This window comes from Shewanella marinintestina (assembly GCF_023283845.1).
GTDB classification, from domain to species: domain Bacteria; phylum Pseudomonadota; class Gammaproteobacteria; order Enterobacterales; family Shewanellaceae; genus Shewanella; species Shewanella marinintestina.
In genome coordinates, this window is sequence record NZ_JAKILC010000011.1 from 110,805 (window position 1) to 132,014 (window position 21,210).

17 protein-coding genes are annotated in these 21,210 nt (G+C 43.1%); all 17 read left to right on the forward strand.

Annotated elements, in window-relative coordinates; all coding sequences use genetic code 11:
- The first annotated feature begins 457 nt into the window (after positions 1-457).
- The 17 genes from L2747_RS13315 to L2747_RS13395 all read left to right on the forward strand — a co-directional run bounded on the left by L2747_RS13315 (position 458) and on the right by L2747_RS13395 (position 20,958).
- Positions 458-1,141: a lysozyme inhibitor LprI family protein gene (locus L2747_RS13315; RefSeq protein WP_248999541.1), complete on the forward strand. Its 684-nt coding sequence runs from the start codon at positions 458-460 to the stop codon at positions 1,139-1,141.
- Positions 1,142-1,403: 262 nt separating this feature from the next.
- On the forward strand, positions 1,404-1,580 hold the full coding sequence (locus L2747_RS13320; RefSeq protein ID WP_248999510.1) for a DUF6435 family protein: 177 nt from the start codon (positions 1,404-1,406) through the stop codon (positions 1,578-1,580).
- A 366-nt stretch (positions 1,581-1,946) separates the two neighbouring features.
- Positions 1,947-3,539 carry a hypothetical protein gene (locus L2747_RS13325; RefSeq protein ID WP_248999511.1) on the forward strand — a complete coding sequence of 531 codons (1,593 nt, stop codon included), beginning with the start codon at positions 1,947-1,949 and terminating at the stop codon, positions 3,537-3,539.
- A gap of 335 nt (positions 3,540-3,874) precedes the next feature.
- Positions 3,875-6,718, forward strand: coding sequence for a hypothetical protein (locus L2747_RS13330; protein WP_248999512.1), 2,844 nt, complete (start codon positions 3,875-3,877; stop codon positions 6,716-6,718).
- A gap of 787 nt (positions 6,719-7,505) precedes the next feature.
- Positions 7,506-8,504 carry a DMT family transporter gene (locus L2747_RS13335; RefSeq protein WP_248999513.1) on the forward strand — a complete coding sequence of 333 codons (999 nt, stop codon included), beginning with the start codon at positions 7,506-7,508 and terminating at the stop codon, positions 8,502-8,504.
- A 750-nt stretch (positions 8,505-9,254) separates the two neighbouring features.
- Positions 9,255-9,473, forward strand: coding sequence for a hypothetical protein (locus L2747_RS13340; protein WP_248999514.1), 219 nt, complete (start codon positions 9,255-9,257; stop codon positions 9,471-9,473).
- Positions 9,474-9,678: 205 nt separating this feature from the next.
- Complete coding sequence (locus tag L2747_RS13345; protein WP_248999515.1) at positions 9,679-11,709, forward strand: cytochrome c3 family protein; 2,031 nt, start codon at positions 9,679-9,681, stop codon at positions 11,707-11,709.
- A 73-nt stretch (positions 11,710-11,782) separates the two neighbouring features.
- The gene (locus L2747_RS13350; protein ID WP_248999542.1) at positions 11,783-12,211 is read left to right on the forward strand and encodes a rhodanese-like domain-containing protein; all 429 of its coding nucleotides are present in this window, start codon (positions 11,783-11,785) and stop codon (positions 12,209-12,211) included.
- A gap of 60 nt (positions 12,212-12,271) precedes the next feature.
- Positions 12,272-13,057, forward strand: a complete 786-nt coding sequence (locus L2747_RS13355; RefSeq protein WP_248999516.1) for an FKBP-type peptidyl-prolyl cis-trans isomerase — start codon at positions 12,272-12,274, stop codon at positions 13,055-13,057.
- 88 nt (positions 13,058-13,145) lie between these two features.
- Positions 13,146-13,859: a tetratricopeptide repeat protein gene (locus tag L2747_RS13360; protein WP_248999517.1), complete on the forward strand. Its 714-nt coding sequence runs from the start codon at positions 13,146-13,148 to the stop codon at positions 13,857-13,859.
- Positions 13,860-13,921: 62 nt separating this feature from the next.
- On the forward strand, positions 13,922-14,632 hold the full coding sequence (locus tag L2747_RS13365) for a 4Fe-4S dicluster domain-containing protein (protein WP_248999518.1): 711 nt from the start codon (positions 13,922-13,924) through the stop codon (positions 14,630-14,632).
- 2 nt (positions 14,633-14,634) lie between these two features.
- Positions 14,635-15,582: an NrfD/PsrC family molybdoenzyme membrane anchor subunit gene (gene nrfD, locus L2747_RS13370; RefSeq protein ID WP_248999519.1), complete on the forward strand. Its 948-nt coding sequence runs from the start codon at positions 14,635-14,637 to the stop codon at positions 15,580-15,582.
- A gap of 171 nt (positions 15,583-15,753) precedes the next feature.
- Complete coding sequence (locus L2747_RS13375) at positions 15,754-16,242, forward strand: nitrous oxide reductase accessory protein NosL (protein ID WP_248999520.1); 489 nt, start codon at positions 15,754-15,756, stop codon at positions 16,240-16,242.
- A 67-nt stretch (positions 16,243-16,309) separates the two neighbouring features.
- Entirely contained in the window at positions 16,310-17,614 is a 1,305-nt protein-coding gene (gene nosD / locus L2747_RS13380) for a nitrous oxide reductase family maturation protein NosD (RefSeq protein ID WP_248999521.1), read from the forward strand.
- Positions 17,615-17,659: 45 nt separating this feature from the next.
- A complete protein-coding gene (locus L2747_RS13385; protein WP_248999522.1) occupies positions 17,660-18,568 on the forward strand; it encodes an ABC transporter ATP-binding protein in 909 nt (302 codons plus the stop codon).
- Positions 18,569-18,572: 4 nt separating this feature from the next.
- Positions 18,573-19,400 carry an ABC transporter permease gene (locus tag L2747_RS13390; RefSeq protein ID WP_248999523.1) on the forward strand — a complete coding sequence of 276 codons (828 nt, stop codon included), beginning with the start codon at positions 18,573-18,575 and terminating at the stop codon, positions 19,398-19,400.
- A gap of 274 nt (positions 19,401-19,674) precedes the next feature.
- Positions 19,675-20,958 carry a winged helix-turn-helix domain-containing protein gene (locus L2747_RS13395; RefSeq protein ID WP_248999524.1) on the forward strand — a complete coding sequence of 428 codons (1,284 nt, stop codon included), beginning with the start codon at positions 19,675-19,677 and terminating at the stop codon, positions 20,956-20,958.
- Positions 20,959-21,210: the final 252 nt, after the last annotated feature.

Consider the following 21,210-nt stretch of genomic DNA (forward strand, 5'->3'; position numbering starts at 1 on the left):
ACAACTTCGTCGGGGCGGCAGGGGTGATCCAAGAGGGGATTGCTGTTGATCCCCTCTTGGCCGAGTGTGAGCTGGAAGCTCGCGACTTTGGTCAGGCGCAGCCTGATGCATTAGCAATGTTGGGGCGAAGCGTCACACTTTTTTCGGCCGATAGGCCGCATATATAGGCGTAGCTCACTACCTTTATCAAGTAGAGCTTGATTGCTTATCAACTTAGATTATGAGACAACCCCATATTAGATAATAGGATGATAAATATAGGGTTAAACAAGTGATGAACCTCAAGCTAATCACTGTAGTGGTATGTCTGCTCGGGTACTCACGGAAAAGTTGGGTCAGAGTAAACTATTCAAAAACCGACTCTCATAGGCCTTGTTGAGTTGATTGCTTATCAACTGAGATTATGAGACAACCCCATATTAGGTAATAGGATGATAAATATAGGGTTAAACAAGTGATGAACCTTAAGCTAATCACTATCGTTGCATGTCTGCTCGGGTACTCAAGTTTCGGTTATGCAGCCAGTTTCGATTGCACTAAAGCCAAAGCTAACATTGAAAAGCAGATCTGTGCTGATGATGAGCTGAGTAAGCTAGACACCGAGTTAATGGCTGCTTACAAACTGTATCGAGCCCAGCTTGCTGATAATGACAAATTGCAGCTAAAATATTCGCAAAGAACTTGGCTTAAACAGCGCAATAAAGATTGCAGTGATGATACTCCAGCTTGTAAAGATGTTTACCAGCGACGCATTACAGAACTGTTAATGCAAGTGTCTGAAGGTAAACAGCTTTCAGTTAAAGACTATTATCAGCATTTTAATATGCGAACCATTTATAGCTCCTACGGCCAACGCTTAAAGTATTATTGTGAGTCATACCCTAAAGACTTCTTTAAAGCGCCGGGGGTTATCTCTGACACTAAGCTTGAAATGATCGACGGTGATAATATCTGGACAGTTTCAATAGCGCCGGGCAACCACGTTACCATGGGGAATCAAATCACCTCAGGTACTTATCACTCTGTGTCTTCTCACAGACTGTACTTTGATAAAAATAGCAATGACTGGCGCTCGTTAGAGACATTTATCGCCGTGCCTGAAGATTGCGTGACTTATTCATCACAAGGCATATCAAAGTAAAAATGCGAGTAGAGGAAGATAGTGACTCAATGAAGCCGAGCTAGCCTCAGGAACAAGCGGAGTTTGCTTATTTATAAGCTCTAGCGCCGCTTGTTTTAGCTATGTGGTAAATGCCGTCATCTAAATGTCTATTTTAACTGCTAAGTTAATCCTTTCTTACTTCTTCGACGTATAGCTATGGACAAACCACATCGTCCGGTAAGTGTTAACGCAATTGCCTGTCTGATCAATAGACTAAACACCAGAGTTAATGGGGTAACTAATGTTTTCAATATTTAAACGAGATCCTGCCAAGAAACTCAAAAAGCTATATTTTGCCAAGCTTGAGCAAGCGATGTTTGCGCAGCGAAATGGTGATATCAAAACTTACTCTGAACTCACCGCCGAGGCGGATGAAATCGATAAGCAAATATCTAAACTCAACAATTCGCCAAGCTAAGCTCACCACGATAAAGCTCACCACGATAAAGTTCACCACGTTAAAGTTTACTAAGCTAAAGCTCACTAACTTCGCCGAACTGCCAAAATCTCCAGCAAATAACAGATTGATTGAGCATTAATGGAGGCTTATCAAAACTGCTAACATAGGGTCACAGTTTGTCTGAGATTAGCCCCTTTTGTATTTTACGAACTTTTAATTTTTGCAAAGTCATTGATATCTATCAGAGTAATACTTACCCTGATGCGCAATATTATGCTCTGAATAAACCTTGTTTATGCTGGCGAACGGCTGTTGCTGATTCAGGTTCAGGCTGATTGTCTTGAGAAAAACGAAATTCTAGTAAGAAATCCTACAAGGAAAAGTATGCGTTATTACATAGAACAGGCTGTAAGTTCTCCAAGCCCGGGACTGAGGATTATTGAGCGTCACCAAGATGGCAGCGAGACAGTTATCTGGTATTTGCAAACTCAGCATAGTCATCTTATTTTGCAAGAGGTTCAAGGCGAGCATCTGCTGCTGGGGGACTGGGACGGCAAGTTCAGCCGCTTCCATATTCCTAGCCAAAGCTTGACCCACACTCAACAGCTGACGGGTAAGGTAAGCATTGGTGCCGTTCTTTCTCGTGGTGGTTTTACCATTATGGTAACCATGAACAATGAAAATGACTACGGCATCCCGACCTTGGTTCGCTTAGATTGCAATAACCTGTCTATCCTCAGTGACTTTAGATTGCCATTCGAGCTCAACGATGAAGATGACGAAGAGGATGAAGATAGCGAACTAGACACTGACGATGATGAAGAGTTTGAGCCTCAGATAGACTGCTATACCCTCGATGTTTATCGCCCAACAGAACCAATAGCAGGGCAGCTGTGGTTGTATGCATGTAATACCAATTCAAACTGGGAGAACGCCACGGCGCATGAATTTTATCGTTTGGATTTGCTGGCGCAGCAAGAGTCTTTGCTTCCCCTACCTGGAGTAGGTAACGCTAACAATGACTTGTGCATGCCAGCATTGAATTTGACCGCCAATCTTGGTGTCATGCTGAGTTGGGAGGCGGCCCCTGTCATAGCGCAAAGTGCTGAACACAATGGCGAACAAGCGATTCAACTGCAGCTAGAACTGTTTGATATCGAGCTGTGCGAGGTTATTCGTAAACTACCGCTGCGTACATACAGCTTTGAGCAGTTGCAACAGCGTAGTGTCGACATTGATGTATTGCAGGAAGGCCCAGAAGAGGATGCTGAGCAATATTTCGAGGAGTTAGCAGATCTTTATGAAGAGCTTAAAGAGATGTGTTGGCAGGATGATAAGCTGCTGCTGACCTTTGAAGATCAAAGTCTATTACTCGATATTAACGGCCATGCTGAGCTATTTACTGCAGCAAGCAAAGCTGCAAATAGTCATCCAGATATAAAGCGCAGTTACTTGCCTGAGGCAATATTGGCTGAACAGTTGGCAGGTTGTCATCCGATTAAAACTGATGACATTCCACAGGCGATACAGCAAATGCTAGCGCTCTGTAAAGATGTCGGTTCAGCAAGCTATGGCGATCTGTTCTCATTCGCTCTAGTCGACAGCGCAGGCAATAAGGTGGAACCCACACCATTCTACCAACAAGCAGTACAGCAACATGCTGAACTTATGCAGGAAATGGTCGCCAACTATTGTGATTATCTGGACACCACTAGATTAAAAAACAATTTGTGGGAAGGGGATTATTGTACGGGCTCTTTATGCCATGTTGTCTATGCCCTGGCATCCACAGGGGATGTTACTAAGCTGCCGTTAATTAATCGCTTTGTCAGCTTTATTGATACCGACCATGAGAGTTTTGTCAGAGATGATTTACTCCCTAAGTTAGCTGTTGTATTTGATGAAAACTTGCCTTTAGTACAGAACATCAGAGGCTGGTATGAGGACGACTGGGAAGACGATTGGCAAGAAGAGTAAGCGAGTTTTAAAGGGGGTTGTATAAACAGTTAATCATCAACTTTTGGGTTTAAGCTCATTGTTACCTTTAGGCATGGGAAGGGCGTTTACTCTTCCCAAGCTGTAAATCTGATTTTTAACGTATTGATAGCGCATGTGAGTAGCTTTTGACTGACAGCTAGCTAGATAACCCAACTTTTGTTTATCAAAGCTGGTCTTACTCAATAAAGTGCTCTCTCTATTCTTCGTCATGCTCATACTCACGAGAATTATTCGCATTTTTGTGCTTCGCGCGCTAACCTGCGGTCGCTTTATCTATTTGTTTTCTTATTCTATTCAACCGCCAAGGATGTCGTATGGCCCAGTTTGATAAGCATGTTTCTATCGTTGTAGATCCTAAATCCCCTCAAAGTATTACCGCTGCACTTGCTGAGTATCGTCAGCGCTTACAAGACGGCTCAGCGCTGCGCTTAACCATGAATTTGATGCTGAATGTGCGGTTTGTTAAGGCGGATGGCTCTGAGTTAACCTTGGACGATGCCGGTGATAATCGTACTTTGGTAGAGCAGGCGATTAACGCTTGCCGCTTTGATGAGCAACATGCCTTTATTACTGAACCTGTGGTATTTGCCGCGGCGTTAAACTTGCCTGAATTAATGCCAGAGGTGGTTGCTACGCTTGAGGCTTTAGTGGCGTTCTCTCGTAGCCGAAATGACTCTAACGATCTTTGGTTAGATGATTGCAACGCCTTTGGTGTCGAAGCGATTTATATGCTGATTGAGACCGATGTTGCTTATAGCTCAATGCTTACTCGCTTCCTTGTGCCGTATTGGGATACGCAAACCATGACGGCGCCGCTTTGTTTACTGAGTGGTTTAGTTGCTAAGCATGGCTGGACGCGGGATTTAATCAAGGCTTATGTTTACTGTGATAGTGCTGAAGTGCGACGTTATTTTTATGAAGACGCTTTTGTTGAAGAGCAGGGCTGTGACGCCGTGCAAGCAGACTTGTTATCACATCTGAAATCTCACCATGATGACTATCTCTATTTTAAAAGCGAGCTAATAGCGCGGCTGCAATCCACGCCTATTTTACAAATGCCAGATGAGTCTAGCTCACTTGCGCAGTTGCTGGTTGAGTATTACAGCACCATGGGTGCATGGCCAGTGGGATGTGAGCGCTGGGAACTTGAAGATGAGCCAGATGAGTGGAATGACCGAGTTAAGCAACAGCTAATTTGTGGCGTTAAGGTTGAAGATGAAATAACTGCTTTAGCGGCAACGCTTACCGAGGCTCGTGATGAGTCCACATATTTCTCCGTTGCTGAATCGCAGCGTGGCGAAGTCGAGGATAGTTATCAGCTCTGGAGAGATCTTGAAGCAGCAGAGATAGCAGCCACTCCAGTTATTGAAGACCTGATCGCTGATAAACCAGAGCCTGAAATTGAACCAGAGCAAGAACTGCCTGCTATTGCTTGGAATGAAGCAATGGGGCGTAAGATCTTTAGCTGCCTAAACCCAAGAACCGATTTAATTACTCAATCTCGACTTGAGCACCTTAACGCTGAGCTTGGCAATCGTGACGGCCAAGAGCTTATTTACGCACTGCCATTTATGCCCTTGCATTTAGGTAGCAGTACTTATTTAGCTTTACGCCTACACCAAGATCCAACCGATGATGAGCTCATGGCTATTGGCCAGTGGTTTGAGCAACACCTGAGTAAATTGCTGAGTGATTTTGTGCTTAATTTTTGCAGTGTTGCCGATGAAGATAGTGAAGCACTGCGTCAATGGATTTGCGGTGTAGATCTTGATGCTCATCAAGCTGTTTCTGCCGATATTGATGCTAAAATGATTGAACTAGTGCGCAACAGTTTGGCAAAAGATGGTGGTAAGTCGGGACCTGAAATCAGTGCTAAACAAGCAGCCTACTGGAACTTGTTTACTTATGATGCAGGTCAGCGCTGCATGTTAACGATTTTGCTGCTGCAAAGCGCCAGTCGGTTAACTCAATGCCGCAGTTCAGAGCTACTCACTCCATCAGGAGCCGTTGTTCAGCTTGCCAAGCGTCACTGGCAGATGTGGTTAGCTATCGCGCCCCAGCGCACGATTAATCGTATTGTGAAATTTAAAGCTGATTACGGGCTGTATGCGGCGATTAATGATCAAGATGCAGAGGCATCGCTATTTGATTTATTACAGCAATTCGGTATAACAGACCCCATGCTGGAAGCATTCACATTAATGGCAGATCAACAGGTTGCCGATTATCGTCCAGCTGATACACGCTTTGCCCAGCGTTACGCTGCCAAGGTTGAGCAGTATGCCGAGTTAGATCCCGCTGACACAAGTATGATTGGTCGCCAGCAACTCAAGCAGTTCGATGCCTTATTACAAGCGCTTGAGTATTGTCGTGAAGATCAAGTATTGGATTTTTTCCAACATCTTAAAGCACTGAATCCACAGCTTGAACTACCGATAATGCCGATGTTTGAGGCTGCTTTGCTTAATACCTTAAAAGAAGGTTTTGAAGACGATAGCGCGCAAATCTTGTATGACAAACTCATGGCTTACTTAGCTAGTGGCGAAGGCTTAGATAGCTTGAGTCCGCAGGCGCTAAAAATGCCGAAATTGCAGGGTTGGAACCCTTATCCAATGTACCGCGGTAAACTCGGGCCTGCAGATTTTATCTGGATGCTACCAAGCGAGATGGCAGAGCGCTTAGCCCTGTTTTTAGCGCAGTTAGGTAAGCGCGGCTTGCACTGGTTGGGTCGAAGCTCTGTCGAGAACGCTTATGTGGCTAGCCTTATTCAAGCTGGCGACATCGCAATGGCAGAGCGTTGGAGTCATGCTGAGGTAGGCAATGAGCGTCACCGAGACAGTGACATGGGCGATGCGCTCGATATCGCTAAACAAAACTGGGCGCTTAATTGGCTCGATAAAGCTGGCGTGCCTGAGGCGGCATTGGTGTATTTTGCAGTGCATGAGGGTTATGAGCAGCAACAATTTGTGTGTAGGTTAGCCGCTGAAAACCGCTTACCAGATCTGCAAGATTGGTTAACTGCTAGCGAGCGGGTGCAGTTACTGGGGATGCTCCAAGATGCTGAATCATTGCCTGAGGCAACCACGCAGAGCTTTTTACAGGATTGCTCTAATGCTGTGAAACAGTTGGCCAACAAACTATTTGGCAGTCGAGATTAATAACTTACTGCTATTAACCACCGCATGCTATTAATATCAATGAGGGGGCATTGTTACCCCCTCGTTGATATATGAACTCTAGGCTTAACGCTTTGCGTTGTATGTTCAGTGATGAAGCAAAGCACTCCAATGTCGTTAGAGCGTTAAAATAGGCAATTAGCACAAAAGTGCAGCGCATTTCTCTGTTGAATAAGCCCATTGTTAGCAACTGCGTGTCATCCCCACCAAATGTCTTCTATTATTTGTCGCACAAAACTTAATCTATCCTTATCTATTTTAGTTTCTTCCTCCTAAACTCGGCCTAAATCCACTAGAAATTTACGTTTCATTTTGTTGACCACACGCAAGGTGACTTTGGTCACACAAATGCCTGCTTGGTTAACTTTAGTTGACGGTTATGCGGGAGTATTTATTAATTTAGTAACCGTTAAACTTGATTTTGCTATTTTTTAGCATGTTACCCATCCTTGTGAATGGCTGTTTTAGTAGATGTTTGTCACGTAAATGGCTGAAATTAAGATATGTGCAGCATATTCAACTTTATCTTAGCTAGTTTTGTTCAAAAAAATCTACCGCATCGTTTAGGTCACATTTTTTAACTTAGCTATGGGTAAAATGCCCCTCGAAGTAAACAAAACTTAACTGAAATCCGCGAGGCTCTATTCGTTAAGCAAGCAAAACATAATGCTAGCTAATTAAGAGTAGGTAGTCCGTAGCAGATCAAAAGATCCTGATCCCCCCTGAGCCATTGCAATCTGCCCAGACAGGACACTAAAGGTAAAATAAAATGAATATCACCAACAAAGATGTTGTACTAGGATGGACCGCTGCAATCGCAGTGGCTGTGATCTGGGGCGTAACAGGCGTAGTGTCTAAGCCATTATCTATGGCTGTCGATCCAATGACGTTAGTCTTTTTCCGTTACGTTACTGCTGTAATGGGTTTATCGGTTATTTTCTTCTTTACCTCGCGCAGCAAGAGCTTAAGCAAAGATCTTGGTGGCTCACTTAAAATAGATAAAAAAGATATCCTAAAAATCGCCCTTTGCGGCATCATAGGTCAAGGCGCTTTCTCGCTGTTTAACTTCTTATCTTTATCGCACATTGGCGCTACAGAGAACGGCGTTATCCAAGGTATGCAACCATTCGCAACGGTGTTCTTTGGCATGCTATTTATGAACTTCCGCATGAACAAGCTGCAGTGGGGCGCGTTTATCGCATCAGCTTTGTGTATCTACGCCATGAGTGTAGGGCCGACGAATAGTATTGAGGGCGGTACACCGCTATTAGGCTACGTGTTTGTAACTTGTTCTATGTTATCACTTGCTTGGACTGCTCACTTACGTGCTAGCCTGGCAGACAAATACGGTTCGGTAGTGTCTATGCTGTACCAGTACATCTCAGTTGCGGTAATGGGTTTCTTTGTCGTGATGGCAATGGGCCTAGACTTAAGCCAAATCTTTATCATCTTAGACAGTCCACTATTACTAGGTTTACTTATCTTCTTGGGTACGGGGATCTCTGGTGGTAGTTACTTAATTCAGCTTTACTCTTTTAAGCGTATCGGTGTTGAAAAAGCCACTATGGCGCTAAACCTAATGCCACTGGTTGGCTACATGGTAGCGGTATTGACACTAGGCGAGCAGATGGAACTAAGCAAAACCATTATTGTGACGCTAATTGTAGTGGCGCTGTATGTATTCACTAAATGTGAAACTAAAGCTACCCCAGCTGTAATTAATGACGCTGATAAAGAGGCTGTGCCGCTGAAAGCTCAAAAGGCATAAGATTCTCGTTAGTTATTATTCCCCCCAAGTTCCCAACCTTTATCCCCCGTAGGCTAACCACCTAGGGGGATTTTTATTGTGTTAAATAACAAACTATAGCCTTTAGTTAATGCATAGAGCCTATGCACAAAGCTAGGTATTAATAGTCAATATCTATGTAAGTTTGGTGTAGCGCTTAACCCTATCTCCTAAGCTAAGGCTTGAAATAAGCCTAATAGCTAACAGTGCTATAAATTGGTGCTGTTAACTAAGCTTATTCAGTAAAGTGTTTTCAGTTAGTCGCTGATAAATGCACTTTCAATAAAATGCTTGTGACAAAGTACTCTTAATAAAAGACTCGCAACAAAACGCTCTCATTAAGGTGCTCTCTTTTCTATTTTTAGACTTCCTATACTCAGTAATTGGCCATTATGAATCGCTGCTTGGGCGGCTGCTTAATGGCCTGAGCTTGTCGGTTATGATTAACCACAGCCTATATTACTGAGGCTGAGTTCAATTTAAAGTGAGGATAACAGTCGCAGGGCACTTGGTATTAGAGATTGGCGAATATCAACAAGGGTTGAGCTAATGGCTTTATAAATGCCTCTTGGTAACCTTAACGCTTCATTTTACTATCCTATTTAATTATTCATTTTTCTGGCCTTTTAACAGTTTAGTTTTGCTGTTTCATATCCTCTGTTTAGTCATTTTATTTGGCTGCTTTAATTGTCCTTAAAAAACCTTTAAGACCCAATTAAGGTTTTAAGGCGGATGAGTGAGTCTTCCTGTTGCCGTGCATCTGCTTTTACCTACCTCTTTATAGATATTGTTTCGCAAGCCCTTATCCCTACTCGCTTTGCAAGAAATACAAAATTATCGCTGTGTGTTTTATCGGCTGTTTTTGCAATTTTTTTTGGCGTTAAAAAAGCTGAAAGCTGTATTTTTATATCTAAAAAGATCTATCCACTATCTTTTAAGTCTCTGTTTTAAAAGATTAATGTGTTTTTTATATCTAATCGGTTCTGATGGATTTTTAAGTGTGCAGTAGCGCAGATTTTTACTGTTTTTTATATGGAAAATAGGTGTCGCTCAGTTGTTTAGCTCAATCGGTGAACGGTTAGTTTTTAAAAATGTGTGCCGCTATAGGCCCACAAAAAACAGTGAAAAAATAAAATAATATAAGTAGGAGTGAATGATGAGACGGTGGAAACACAAGGTAGCATTAAGCGTGCTGTTTTGTTTTGGTGCCATTGCCAATGCGAACGCTGCTGGAAAATATGACAGCATCCCTCAGATGGGTAAAACCGCTAAAGGGGCTATTTCTGAATATAACGGTATGCAACAAGTTAACGGTGTGAAAACGCTGCAAGACTATATCGTTCAAGAAGAAGAGTTATTCGATTATTTATTTGAGAACCACCCAGTATTCAAATATCAGCAAGCCGGTAACTTGATTGGTGATTACCATATCAGTGACCGTGGTGAAGAGTATTTAGATACTGGCCACAGCCCTAACTATAGTGAGCGTGTTGGCGCACCTCGCGCGGTTCAGTACCGTTTAGGTGCTAAATCAATTCTAGATTATCCAAACAATTTCGTTGGTCCAGAGAAGTGTGCTGAATGTCACGCGACTCAATACGAGAAGTGGCAGCGTTCGCGTCACGCTCAAACAATTCGTTTCCCAGGTGAACACCCTGAAGTGGATAACGACATTGAAAAGACCATGTATAACACTAAAGACACGTCCATTTTGCCAGACGGTATTACACCAGACATGATCTATGCAACTGTTGGTACACCTCGTACTAAATACGGTTTCATCGATGCATGGTTAGTACGTGGTACTTACCACATCAGAGACGGTTTATTACGCGACGGTACCGGTAAAATGGTAGCGGGTGCTAACCAGTTCTCTCGTGGTTGGGCTGAATGGTTAACACCAGAAATGTCTAAGAAAATTAACGATGTTATCCCAGAATTCCCAACAACCTTAGCAGGTTTCGGTGGTTCAGGTTCGCACCAGCAAGGTATGAGTTCATACGGTGCTAAGTACGAAAAAGAGATGTTGTTCCAACCAGCAAGTTCTTACTGTGAAGTTTGTCATACGTTCAAGTTTGACTTCCAAAACAAGCAAGAATTCTTCGATGCGTTAGGTGATCCTAAGAAACTTCAAGAGCACACGATTTCTCGTGGTATCGCTTGTGAAGAGTGTCATGGCGCGGGTGGTCACTTAGATGGCGGTACTGGCGGTATGCAGTCTAACTGTGAACGTTGTCACCAACGATTCCAGTACGACCCAACACTTGCTGACACGCCTCAAGCACAAGAAAAGCGTGAATACGCTTTTGGTGTGAAGATGAAGTCACTATGTCCATCATGTGGTACTGAAGGTTCACAGATGTATAACTCTGTGCACTACGAGAAGGGCATGCGTTGTACTACATGTCACGATCCACACGAAGTGACTGATGGTGATTGGAAGTCAGGCTTCACTACGCCAAAGCTGAAGAAAGACTGTAAAGACTGTCACGAAGCACAGACGTTGATTGCTGAAAATTCAGATACACACAACCAGCAAACTTGTCAAAGCTGTCACATGCCTAACATGGGTAGCTGTGAAAACTTCAAGGCACTGCAGTTCCCTGACCAAGCTGGTTTCGACGCAGTACGTAAGTCACATATGTGGAAGATCCAGGTTGATCCAACACTGAAGACACTAAACCCACCAGAAGGTGAACCACGTACTCAAGGTCCTAAGGCTGGTAAAGGTTGGACTGTTGCTAAGAACGAAGAAGGTCGCTCATACCTAGACTTAATGTGGTCTTGTGCTCGTACCTCTATCTCTGACCACGACGTGGTAGAGAACAAAGGTTGTCACAGCCAGTTCCAGTCTGAACTTGAAAAAGGCCTACATTACGAAGACCAGTTAGAGATCTACGGTGAAGTAATGAAGATGCAAACTCCTGTTAAAGAAGTTTTCGCGAAAGTTGAACAAGCTCTTGTACGTATCGACCAGCTATTAGAAGTGACTAAGTTGTCTACTGAAGACAAGACTCAAGTTCTAATGCTAGCTGAGAAAGCTGCAGAGACTGTTGATCTAATCAAGAAAGACGGTTCTTGGGGTGTGCATGGCTTCCGTTATAGCCAGAAGCGTCTAGATGCTGCACTAACGTATGTTACGCAAGCGCAAAATATTCTAGATGGAACAGGTTACGCAGCTAAATAAGCCGCATAACTAGTTAACCGCCTCGGCATGCATTGCACTGCAATAATTGCCGAGGCAATAGAGAGAAAAGATGATGAAAAAAGCACTGGGTCAAATTCTGTTAAGCCTGACGTTAATTACAAGTTCTGCCAGCTGTCTAGCAGGTGGTGGTTCTGAGATGGCACCTGCTCATCGTTATGAACATCAGCTTGCGACTATCAGCATGATGGAAGCTGAGTCTTTAGTCGGCAAGGAAGGGGTATATTTCTTTGATGTGAATACGCTAGAGCTTTGGGCTGAAGGTTTCATTCCAGGTGCGATTTACTTCAACGTTAAAGAGTGGAAAAAGCTACTGCCAGCTAAGAAAGATGCAGTGATGGTGTTTTATTGCGCCAATCGCCTGTGTAACGCCAGCGAAATTGCTGCGCATGAGGCGATGAAGATGGGTTACACCAATGTTCTGCAGATGCCTGATGGCATTTATGGGTGGCGCTTATCGAACCGAGTAACAGAAAAGCCATAACAGCCGGATGTTGGGTCATAAACGTAATACGTAGCAAATTGATTTAAAGAGATAATTATTATGAAAACATTTACAAAAACTACCCTAGCTGTTGTGACAGGTTTCACCCTGTTTATGTCTGCCAACTCAATGGCCGCAACCGAGCTGACTTCTGATGTACAAAAAGAGTCTTACAGTATCGGTGCTTCTTTAGGTAAATATATCTCTGGCCAAATCTACAGCCAAACAGAGCTTGGTGCAGAAGTAGACGTAGACCTTGTTATTGAAGGTGTGGTGGATGCACTTAAAAACAATCCACAGTTTTCAGATGAAGAAATTCTCACTTTCCTAAACCAGCGCGCAGAGATCCTTAACACGGCTCGTGAAGCCGCTGAGGCTAAAATTGCCCTAGCTAACGTTACTGCCGGTAATGAATATTTAGCTGAAAACAAAAATAAAGATGGCGTAAAAGAGACAGAGTCTGGTCTGCAATACCAAGTGATTTCTGAAGGCGAAGGTCGTAAGCCTAACCCACAAGACGTAGTGACCGTGCATTACAAAGGTTTCTTGATCGACGGTACTGAGTTTGATGACTCTCACAAGCGTAACGAGCCAAACCGCTTTGCATTAATGAGCGTCATTGAAGGCTGGCAAGAAGGCATTCCGTTGATGAACGAAGGCTCAACTTACAAGTTTGCTATTCCTGCTGCTCTTGCCTACGGCGACAAGCAAGTTGGCATTATCCCACCGCAATCAACATTAGTGTTTGAAGTTGAGCTAGTGAAAGTGGAAGCACCAGGTGATAACGCACATGGTATGGGCTTAAGCGGTATGGGTATGGGCGGCATGATGGGCGGCGGTCACTAATTGCTGCACTTAACACGATAGTGTTAAGCAAGTTTTTACAGTTAGTTTTTAAGTCAGTTTTTAAGTTTGTCGTTTGTAGAGAGTCATTATGAATAGTTTAGCTATCGGTATTACTGTCACCCTATGTGCAGTTATCACCTTAATTTGGCGTCATCATCACTCTAGTCAAAAGTATGGTGTAACCCCGATAGCTAACCTTGGCGAAGATGGAATAGATGAGCACTCCGTCAACGTTAAGGCACCAGTGGTGCTATCTGTAGTGCTCTTTACAACGACAATATTAATTTACTCACAATTAGGCCATTTCAATGGTTGGAACAAAGGAGTGGTAGACACCAATATTGATTATCTGATCACCGCAGAAATCAATAAAAACGCAAAGAAAGTAAATGAGCAACCTAGCAATGAAATTGCATTATTAAATTTGGCTCAATCCTACGTGGATGGCGGCCTATATAGCGAGTCAGTGCAAACCCTTAATGACTTACTTACTCTGTCAGGCGATAGCGCTAGCGTACTCGGTATGAAAGCCAATGCTATGTATTACCGCGACAAACGAGAGATGAGTTTAGACGTTAATTTAGTTATCGCCAGAGCATTAGCCTTGGATGAATACGAACCACAGTCTCGGCTATTACTTGCCAACCATGCTTACCTTAATGGCGAGTTTGAATCAGCCATTAAGCAATGGTTGAAGCTACTCGAAAGCGACAATCCAAGCGTAAATCGAGCCTCAATTAATAATGCAATTTTACGAGCCGAGCAAAAAATAGCTAATCGTTCAGTGGCTGCATCTGAGTAAAGTCACGTAAAACCTAATAAGTATAAATATATCAGTAAAATAGCTGATAGCTGGAGGATGCTGTGAGTGAAAATATAGAGAGACGGAGGTTCCTTAAGTGCTTAGGAGCCAGCTCTTTGATAATAGCGCCCTTAGGGTGCAGTTCTGTCAAAGAGGGTGAGTCAGATGCAAGCAAGCCCCATTATGCGATGGTGTTTGATCAAAACAAATGTACTGGCTGCGGCGAGTGTAAAGAAGCCTGTAATTTAGCTAACCACTTGCCTGAAGGTAAGTCGAGACTGCTAATGGAACAGCATTCAGGTGGCGTAGAAGGGCAGCCTTGTCCACACTGCGGTAAAACCACAGAATGTGGCTGTGAACGTAAGTTTGTCCGTGTCTCATGTCAGCAATGTAAGAACGCACCTTGTGTCACCGTTTGCCCAACAGGCGCGGCGCACAGAGATGAGAAGACTGGCATTGTGACTATGGACGCAGCTAAGTGTGCAGGTTGTAAATACTGTATTGCCGCTTGCCCATATGACGCACGTTATATTAATAAAGAAACCGATGTTGCCGACAATTGTGACTTCTGCCTAAACAGTAAACTTGCCATTGGTGAGCTACCTGCTTGCGTACAGAAGTGTCGTTATGACGCACTTGTATTTGGTGATATCAACGACCCGACATCCTATATCAGTAAGTTACTACGAGTAAAAGATTCTGTGCGCATTAAGCCGGGATTTGGTACGGAACCAAGCTTACGTTATATACCTATTGTTAAGCAGGGAGTATAGATATGGACGGTAATATTGAGTTTACCATGGGTCTATCACAGGGCCTTGCTTGGCCTTGGCCTATTGCTGTTTACTTGTTTTTCGCGGGGATATCAGGTGGTGCGCTAGCCACTGCATTATTCTTACGATTCTACAAAAAACAGACGACTAACACGCCATTTTATAAAGCTGCGGCACTGATTTCATTTGTGACCATCAGCTTAGGTATGTTGTGCTTGGTATTGGACTTAACTAACCCATTATTCTTCTGGCGAATTCTGGTTTACTACAACCTAAATTCAGTGATGTCTATCGGTGTTATTGCACTGTCAGTGTATATCCCATTAGTGGCACTAATTTGTTTATTCGCCTTTGAAGAAGAGATCCGTTCAGTACCTGCACTTAAAGTGCTAGTGCCAGTAGTTGAAAAGCTACAAGGGGTCCGTCGTCCATGTGAAGTCACAGTATTGGTACTGGCCCTTGCGGTGTGTGCTTATACCGGTTTCCTTATTTCGGCGCTTATTCGTTTTCCTATCATCAACACTTCTGTACTGCCGGCGCTATTTATTGCCTCTGGTATTTCAGCGGGTGCTGCTGCTGCCAAAATGGTTGCAGTATCGATGTTTAAAGAAGACTTACATAGCCAAGATATGAAGATCCTACACGGCGCTGAATGGCCAATCATGTTTGCTGAAATCCTTTTCATCTTCATGATTGTAACATCACTAATGACAGGTAACGCGGGTGCACAAAGTGCATTTGAAGCTTTCCATACTGGAGAGTGGGCAGCGGTATTCTGGTTTGGTGTTGTTGGTCTAGGTTTCGGTGGCCCACTATTACTGAACTTTGCCACAGGTAAAACTTTTAGCCACAGCGCTAAAGCGTTTTATTTATCAGGTGTATGTGCCGTTGCCGGCATGATGTGTCTGCGTATGTTTATCTTATATGCAGGCCAAAACTTCGCTATCTAGCCTTAGAGCAAGTTAGCAAAGTTGGTGAGTTGTTCACTCCTAATGCGCCGTCCCTGCAAGGTGAGTATTAGGAGTTGAACTCCGCGCTAAACAACTAAGCTCACGCCTTGTCATGCTGTATAACGACAAGGCAGTGAGTGCTCCTCTTCGATACTCCAAATTGGACCTACTATGAAAAAACTGATGCTCATCTTGTTATTTATTCCGCTAATGTATGCTTGTAGTCAAGGTGATGCGGCGTTGCAGTCGACCGAAGCGCAACCAATCCACGACCATGATCGTTGCCACCTTTGCGGTATGATGATCACTAAGTATCCGGGGCCTAAAGGTCAGCTAGGTTTGAAAGGTGAAACCATAGTGCCAAAGTTCTGCTCAACGCGAGATATGTTTAATTTTGCGCTGCAACCTGAGAATAAACGTCAGATCACGCATTTAAAGGTGCATGATATGTCGGTAACAGATTGGGATACTCCCAGTGATAATGCCTTTATCGATGCGACAACAGCTTGGTATGTTTATGGCACAAGTAAAAAAGCGGTAATGGGGCCTGCTGTGGCATCATTCTCTTCTAAGGAAGCTGCAACTCAATTTGCCACAGAGTTTGGCGGTGCTGTATTAGCTTATGACCAAATTACCATTGAGCTACTCGACGGCGAGTAGTGCAAATTAGATGAGCTGGTGTGATTTTTTAAATCGGTACAACAATCTGCTGAGCGGGTATTAATCTATGTACAGATCAGTCTGTAACACCTCACTGCAGCGAACTTGGCAATTAGCCTTATTTATCGCTCTTGGTGTTGGTACTAATAGCCATGCCGAGACCATCACTGTTGCCAGCACTTCAGAATTAACTCAAGTATTAGTCGAGGTTAAGTCCGGCGACCGCATAATTCTTGCTCCTGGGCGTTACCAAGCGCCATTTGAAATTCGTCAGTCCATTACTCTCTCAAGCTTAGGTGACAGTATTATCGATGCCGCTGGTATTGGCAGTGCCATTACCGTGTTTGCGGCTAATGTTGAGATCTCAGGTTTGAGAATTACAAACTGGGGTAATGATCATTACGAGCGTGACGCTGCTATTTTGATTGAGCCCGGTGCTGATGGCGTTAAAATTCATAATAATAATTTGCAAGGAAATGGCTTTGGCGTGCGGGCTGATGAGCTTAATAATATTAAAATCAATAACAACGTGATTGTCGGGAATAACACGCTATACACCTTAGACCGAGGTGATGGGATTCATCTGCAACATGTTATTGGCTCTGAGATCTGGGGCAATACTATCTCTGGTGTACGTGACGGGGTGTATTTAGAGTCCAGTAGCCAAAGTAAAGTTTACGACAACCAACTATTTGATCAGCAATATGGCATTCATTACATGTACACCCATGATGATGAAGCTTTTAATAATCGCAGTTATCAAGTTGATGGTGGTTATGCACTGATGGATTCGAAACGAATTCATTTGTATAGCAACAAAGTATGGGATGCGATTGATTTTGGCATCTTACTCAATATGACTAAAGACTCGTTGGTGGAATTAAACCAAGTTGAGCAAATCGTTAACCGCAACGAAAACCAAATCCAAGGGCAAGAGGGCAAAGGCATCTTTGTCTATGGTGCCCGTGACAATACCATTATTAATAATCACTTTGCTGACAATGACATCGGTTTTTATATGGCGATGGGGGGCGAGGGTAACTTGGTCTATGGCAATCAGTTTATTGATAACTTTAGTCAGGTGAAATATGTCGGTGATTCGCTGCTGGAGTGGAGTCATGAAGGCCGCGGTAACTATTGGAGCGGTTATTTAGGTTGGGATCACAAATCGCAAGGGGTAGGCAATACCGCTTATCAGCCCAATGATAATATCGATAAGTTATTCTGGCTTTATCCTGAAGCTAACTTCTTGATGGATAGCCCGATAGTTGTGGTGCTGCGCTGGGTACAAAATCAGTTTGAAGTCACCAAGCCTAGCGGCATTGTCGACAGTTACCCGTTACTGCAACAAAACCCCGCTTTTAGTTTGTAATACCATAGCTTACCTAAAGAACGTAGCAGCATGTTTGGAGAGTCAATGAATCCTAGTTTAGCGGTATCAGCACATCATATACGGCATCATTTTGGTGAATTCGCTGCGCTTAATGATGTGAGTTTTGAGGTTGAACGGGGCCAGACTATGGCACTGCTTGGGCATAATGGTGCTGGCAAGTCGACCCTGATAAAAATTATGTTGGGACTTATCAAGCCAACAAGTGGTGAGGTAACAGTTTTAGATAAAAACCTGTTTAATCTGACGAATAGAGCTGATTTGAAGATTGGCTATTTACCGGAAAACGTCAGTTTTTATGACAAGTTAACAGGTAAAGAAATCTTAAATTACTTTGCCGCGCTAAAGGGCGTGAAGTCAGTTCGGGTTAAACAGCTGCTACAAGAGTTTGGTTTAGAGTACGCTCAAGATCGCGCATTAAAAACCTATTCAAAGGGCATGAAACAGCGACTTGGGTTTGCACAAGCCATTCTATCTGAGCCGGAATTATTGCTCCTTGATGAGCCGACAGTCGGTCTCGACCCAGTGGCATCCAAGTTTCTGTACGGCAAGATTACTGAGCTTAAACAGCAGGGATGTGGGGTTATTGTGTGTACCCATGAATTGTCATTAATTGAAAACAACATAGATATCGGGCTGATCCTAGCTAAAGGGAAAGCGTTAGCGACGGGCAGTCTCGCTCAGTTGCGCTTAGCGAGCGGATTAAAGACACGTTTGACCTCACCGCAATTGAAGCAGGTTATGGCTATACAGCCAAAGCTTGCCGCTTTATATCGAGATGATGCTTTGTTATTAGATGAACAGGCTAAACCCGAGGTGTTAAAGCTGTTGACTCAAGAGTGTCAAGTTTACGATTTTAGTCTGCAGCAACCTGCGTTGGCCGAGATTTATCATTTTTATATGGGGCAATGCGCTCAAGTTGAAGGAGTGAGCTAAGACTATGCTGATGTCTCCTGTGTATGTTATCGCTAAAAAAGAGATCCAAGATAGTCTGCGTAATCGTTGGGTGTTATTTATCTCGTTAATTTTTTTAATTTTGTCATTAAGTGTGACCTTTGCTGGCAGCGCCGTTGCTGGCCATCTAGCTTTGCCTCAACTTGGCGCACTTATTTCTAGTTTATCGACTATTGCGGTGTTTATTATCCCTCTAGCGGCGATGCTAGTGAGCTACGACGCCTTTGTAGGGGAGGATGAGTCTGGCACTTTATTGTTACTGTTGTCTTACCCGATTACTCGTTTACAGATTCTAATGGGTAAGCTACTCGGTCACAGTTTAATTATGAGTGTGACTATCGGCTTTGCCTTTGGTTTAACCGCATTGCTATTACTGGCGTTTAATGAGGATTATGAAGTTGTTCAAATTGTGAGTCAGTTTGGTCAGTTTATTATCAGTAGTATCTTATTAGCGGTAGCTTTTATTTTGTTCGGTTATATCGTCAGCTTAAAATCAGCAGAAAAAGCCAAAGCCGTAGCGAGTGTTTTATTTGTTTGGTTTGTGTTTGTGCTGATATATGACTTGTTATTATTAACATTATTGGTTGCAGATTTAGCTTTTTTTAATCAGTATATAATCAATGTCTTAATTGCGCTAAACCCAACAGATCTTTACCGGGCGATTAACCTGATTGCTAGTGATGCAGGTAAAGGCAGCTTAGCCATGCTGGCTTCAGTTGCTTGGGGAAAATGGGCTCTTTACGCAGTTATGTTGTTGTGGATTGTCTTGTTAGCGTTTATTGCTAACCAGATATTTAAACGTCGAGTTTTATAATGGTTAATTAGATTTAACTAGTCGAATAATATTTACAAATAAGAATTTGTATATTGATTAAAACGGCATTTAAAATAGAGCAATAGCAGTAACTTAAGGCATTTTAGATTTATTCAACTATTAAAATGTTAGTTATGTGAACATTAACATGCTGATTTTTAGTAGCTGATTTGATATCAGGGCGAAATCACGTTTTTAATAAAATTTTTTAGTAAACTAAGATTAAGTTTTATTAATGCCAGAGTTACAGTGAATTGATTTGTAGAGGTTTAAGGTGCTGAAAATTACTCCATACTTGGAGCTGGATGAAGAAGCTAAGCAATTAGTTGATCATGCGAATAATAAAACCATAACCCTGACGGTGTCAGAGTCTGCGGTTTTGCATCAATTAATACTCGCTGTTAGTTCGGTGTGTACCAAGGAAGACCTATTGGCTGCAGGGTGGCCGGACCGCGTGGTTGCCGCCACGTCGTTAACCCAATGTGTCAGTACTCTTAGAAAGAAGCTTGAAGCCTACCCTGAAGTTATGTTGCGTACTATTGCTGGTCGTGGTTATCAGCTTAATGTCTCAACACGTTCGCATATTAAAATGTTGGCGGTTAACGATCCTGAATCGGTACGTGCCGCGATTGTCGATGTCTCTTTGTTAGTTAAGCTTAGCGGTATTTTTATCGTTGTGCTGATTGTGCTTTGGGTATGGTACTTCAGCGATTATCACGGTGTCGTTAAGGCTAAAAACAGTTGGGATTCTGATAAGAAAATAAGCTTAAACATAGGGGGGACCAAGCAAGACGTACAGCTTATTCATAAAGATAACGTTTCACATTTACACGCTTCTATGTGGCAAAAGCATTTAGCGCCAGAATCGAACCACCTACCAGGGATCAGTAAGTTTAATGGTTTTGCTGTGACTGACGGTAATTACTATTCGATGGCGGTTTGCCCTGATGCGGACAAGCAAAACTGTTCAGGCAAAGGCTTAATCAATATTACAGCGATCGATCTGACTCCAGCGGGTTTGAATATGCAAACCTTTAGAGAGTTAACCCAAAAGATGGAAAATCGCATTCGCTATAACCGTGTGATCATTCCTCATGATGAACCGGGCACTAGTGGCTTTATTGAGCATCACTATCACGCAGACGTATATTTTCCGGTGCAAGGGAATATGTTGGTGCGCTCTGATATCAGTCTATCGTTGATTTACGAAGGTGAAAAAACCGGTAAGTTTTACTCGGCTGCCTGTGTCACCGATGAAGAGTGTAAGACCACACCGATTAAATATAAAATTAAAGGTGATTTTACTCAGTACCGTGAACAGATTAATGACTTAGATGTGGATGTTTTCCATGTCAAAGTAGCGCAAAAAGAGTTGATGAAGCCAGATCAGGTGAGTTCGTCAGCAATGCATTTTTATCGTGAAATTCGTAAGCACGAAATCATCGATAGCGACTTGTATTTTTACCGTATCTATAAGGACTCTGAAACCGCGGTATGGATAGTGCCTATTTTAGGTAACCTAGTGGCTTGGTATGAGTACGATAAGGTGAAGCTTTAACAAAAGAAGGTTCTAGGTTAAAAGTAGGTTCGAGGTCTTAGGTCCTAGGAAAAGCTAAGACGGTATGAGCTGAGACGGTAAAGCACAAGATACAGTGTGGCTTCTTTTGATCGTATAGCAGGGCTTAGCCCGTTCTCGCAGCGAAGCTGCTCTAGGATCTAGCCCCTTCTTTTTTCAAAAAACTATTTTCTTCCTCCATCCCCCCACTGTTTTCGTTAGCTAGATCACAATTAAAAACTGATCACCATGCAT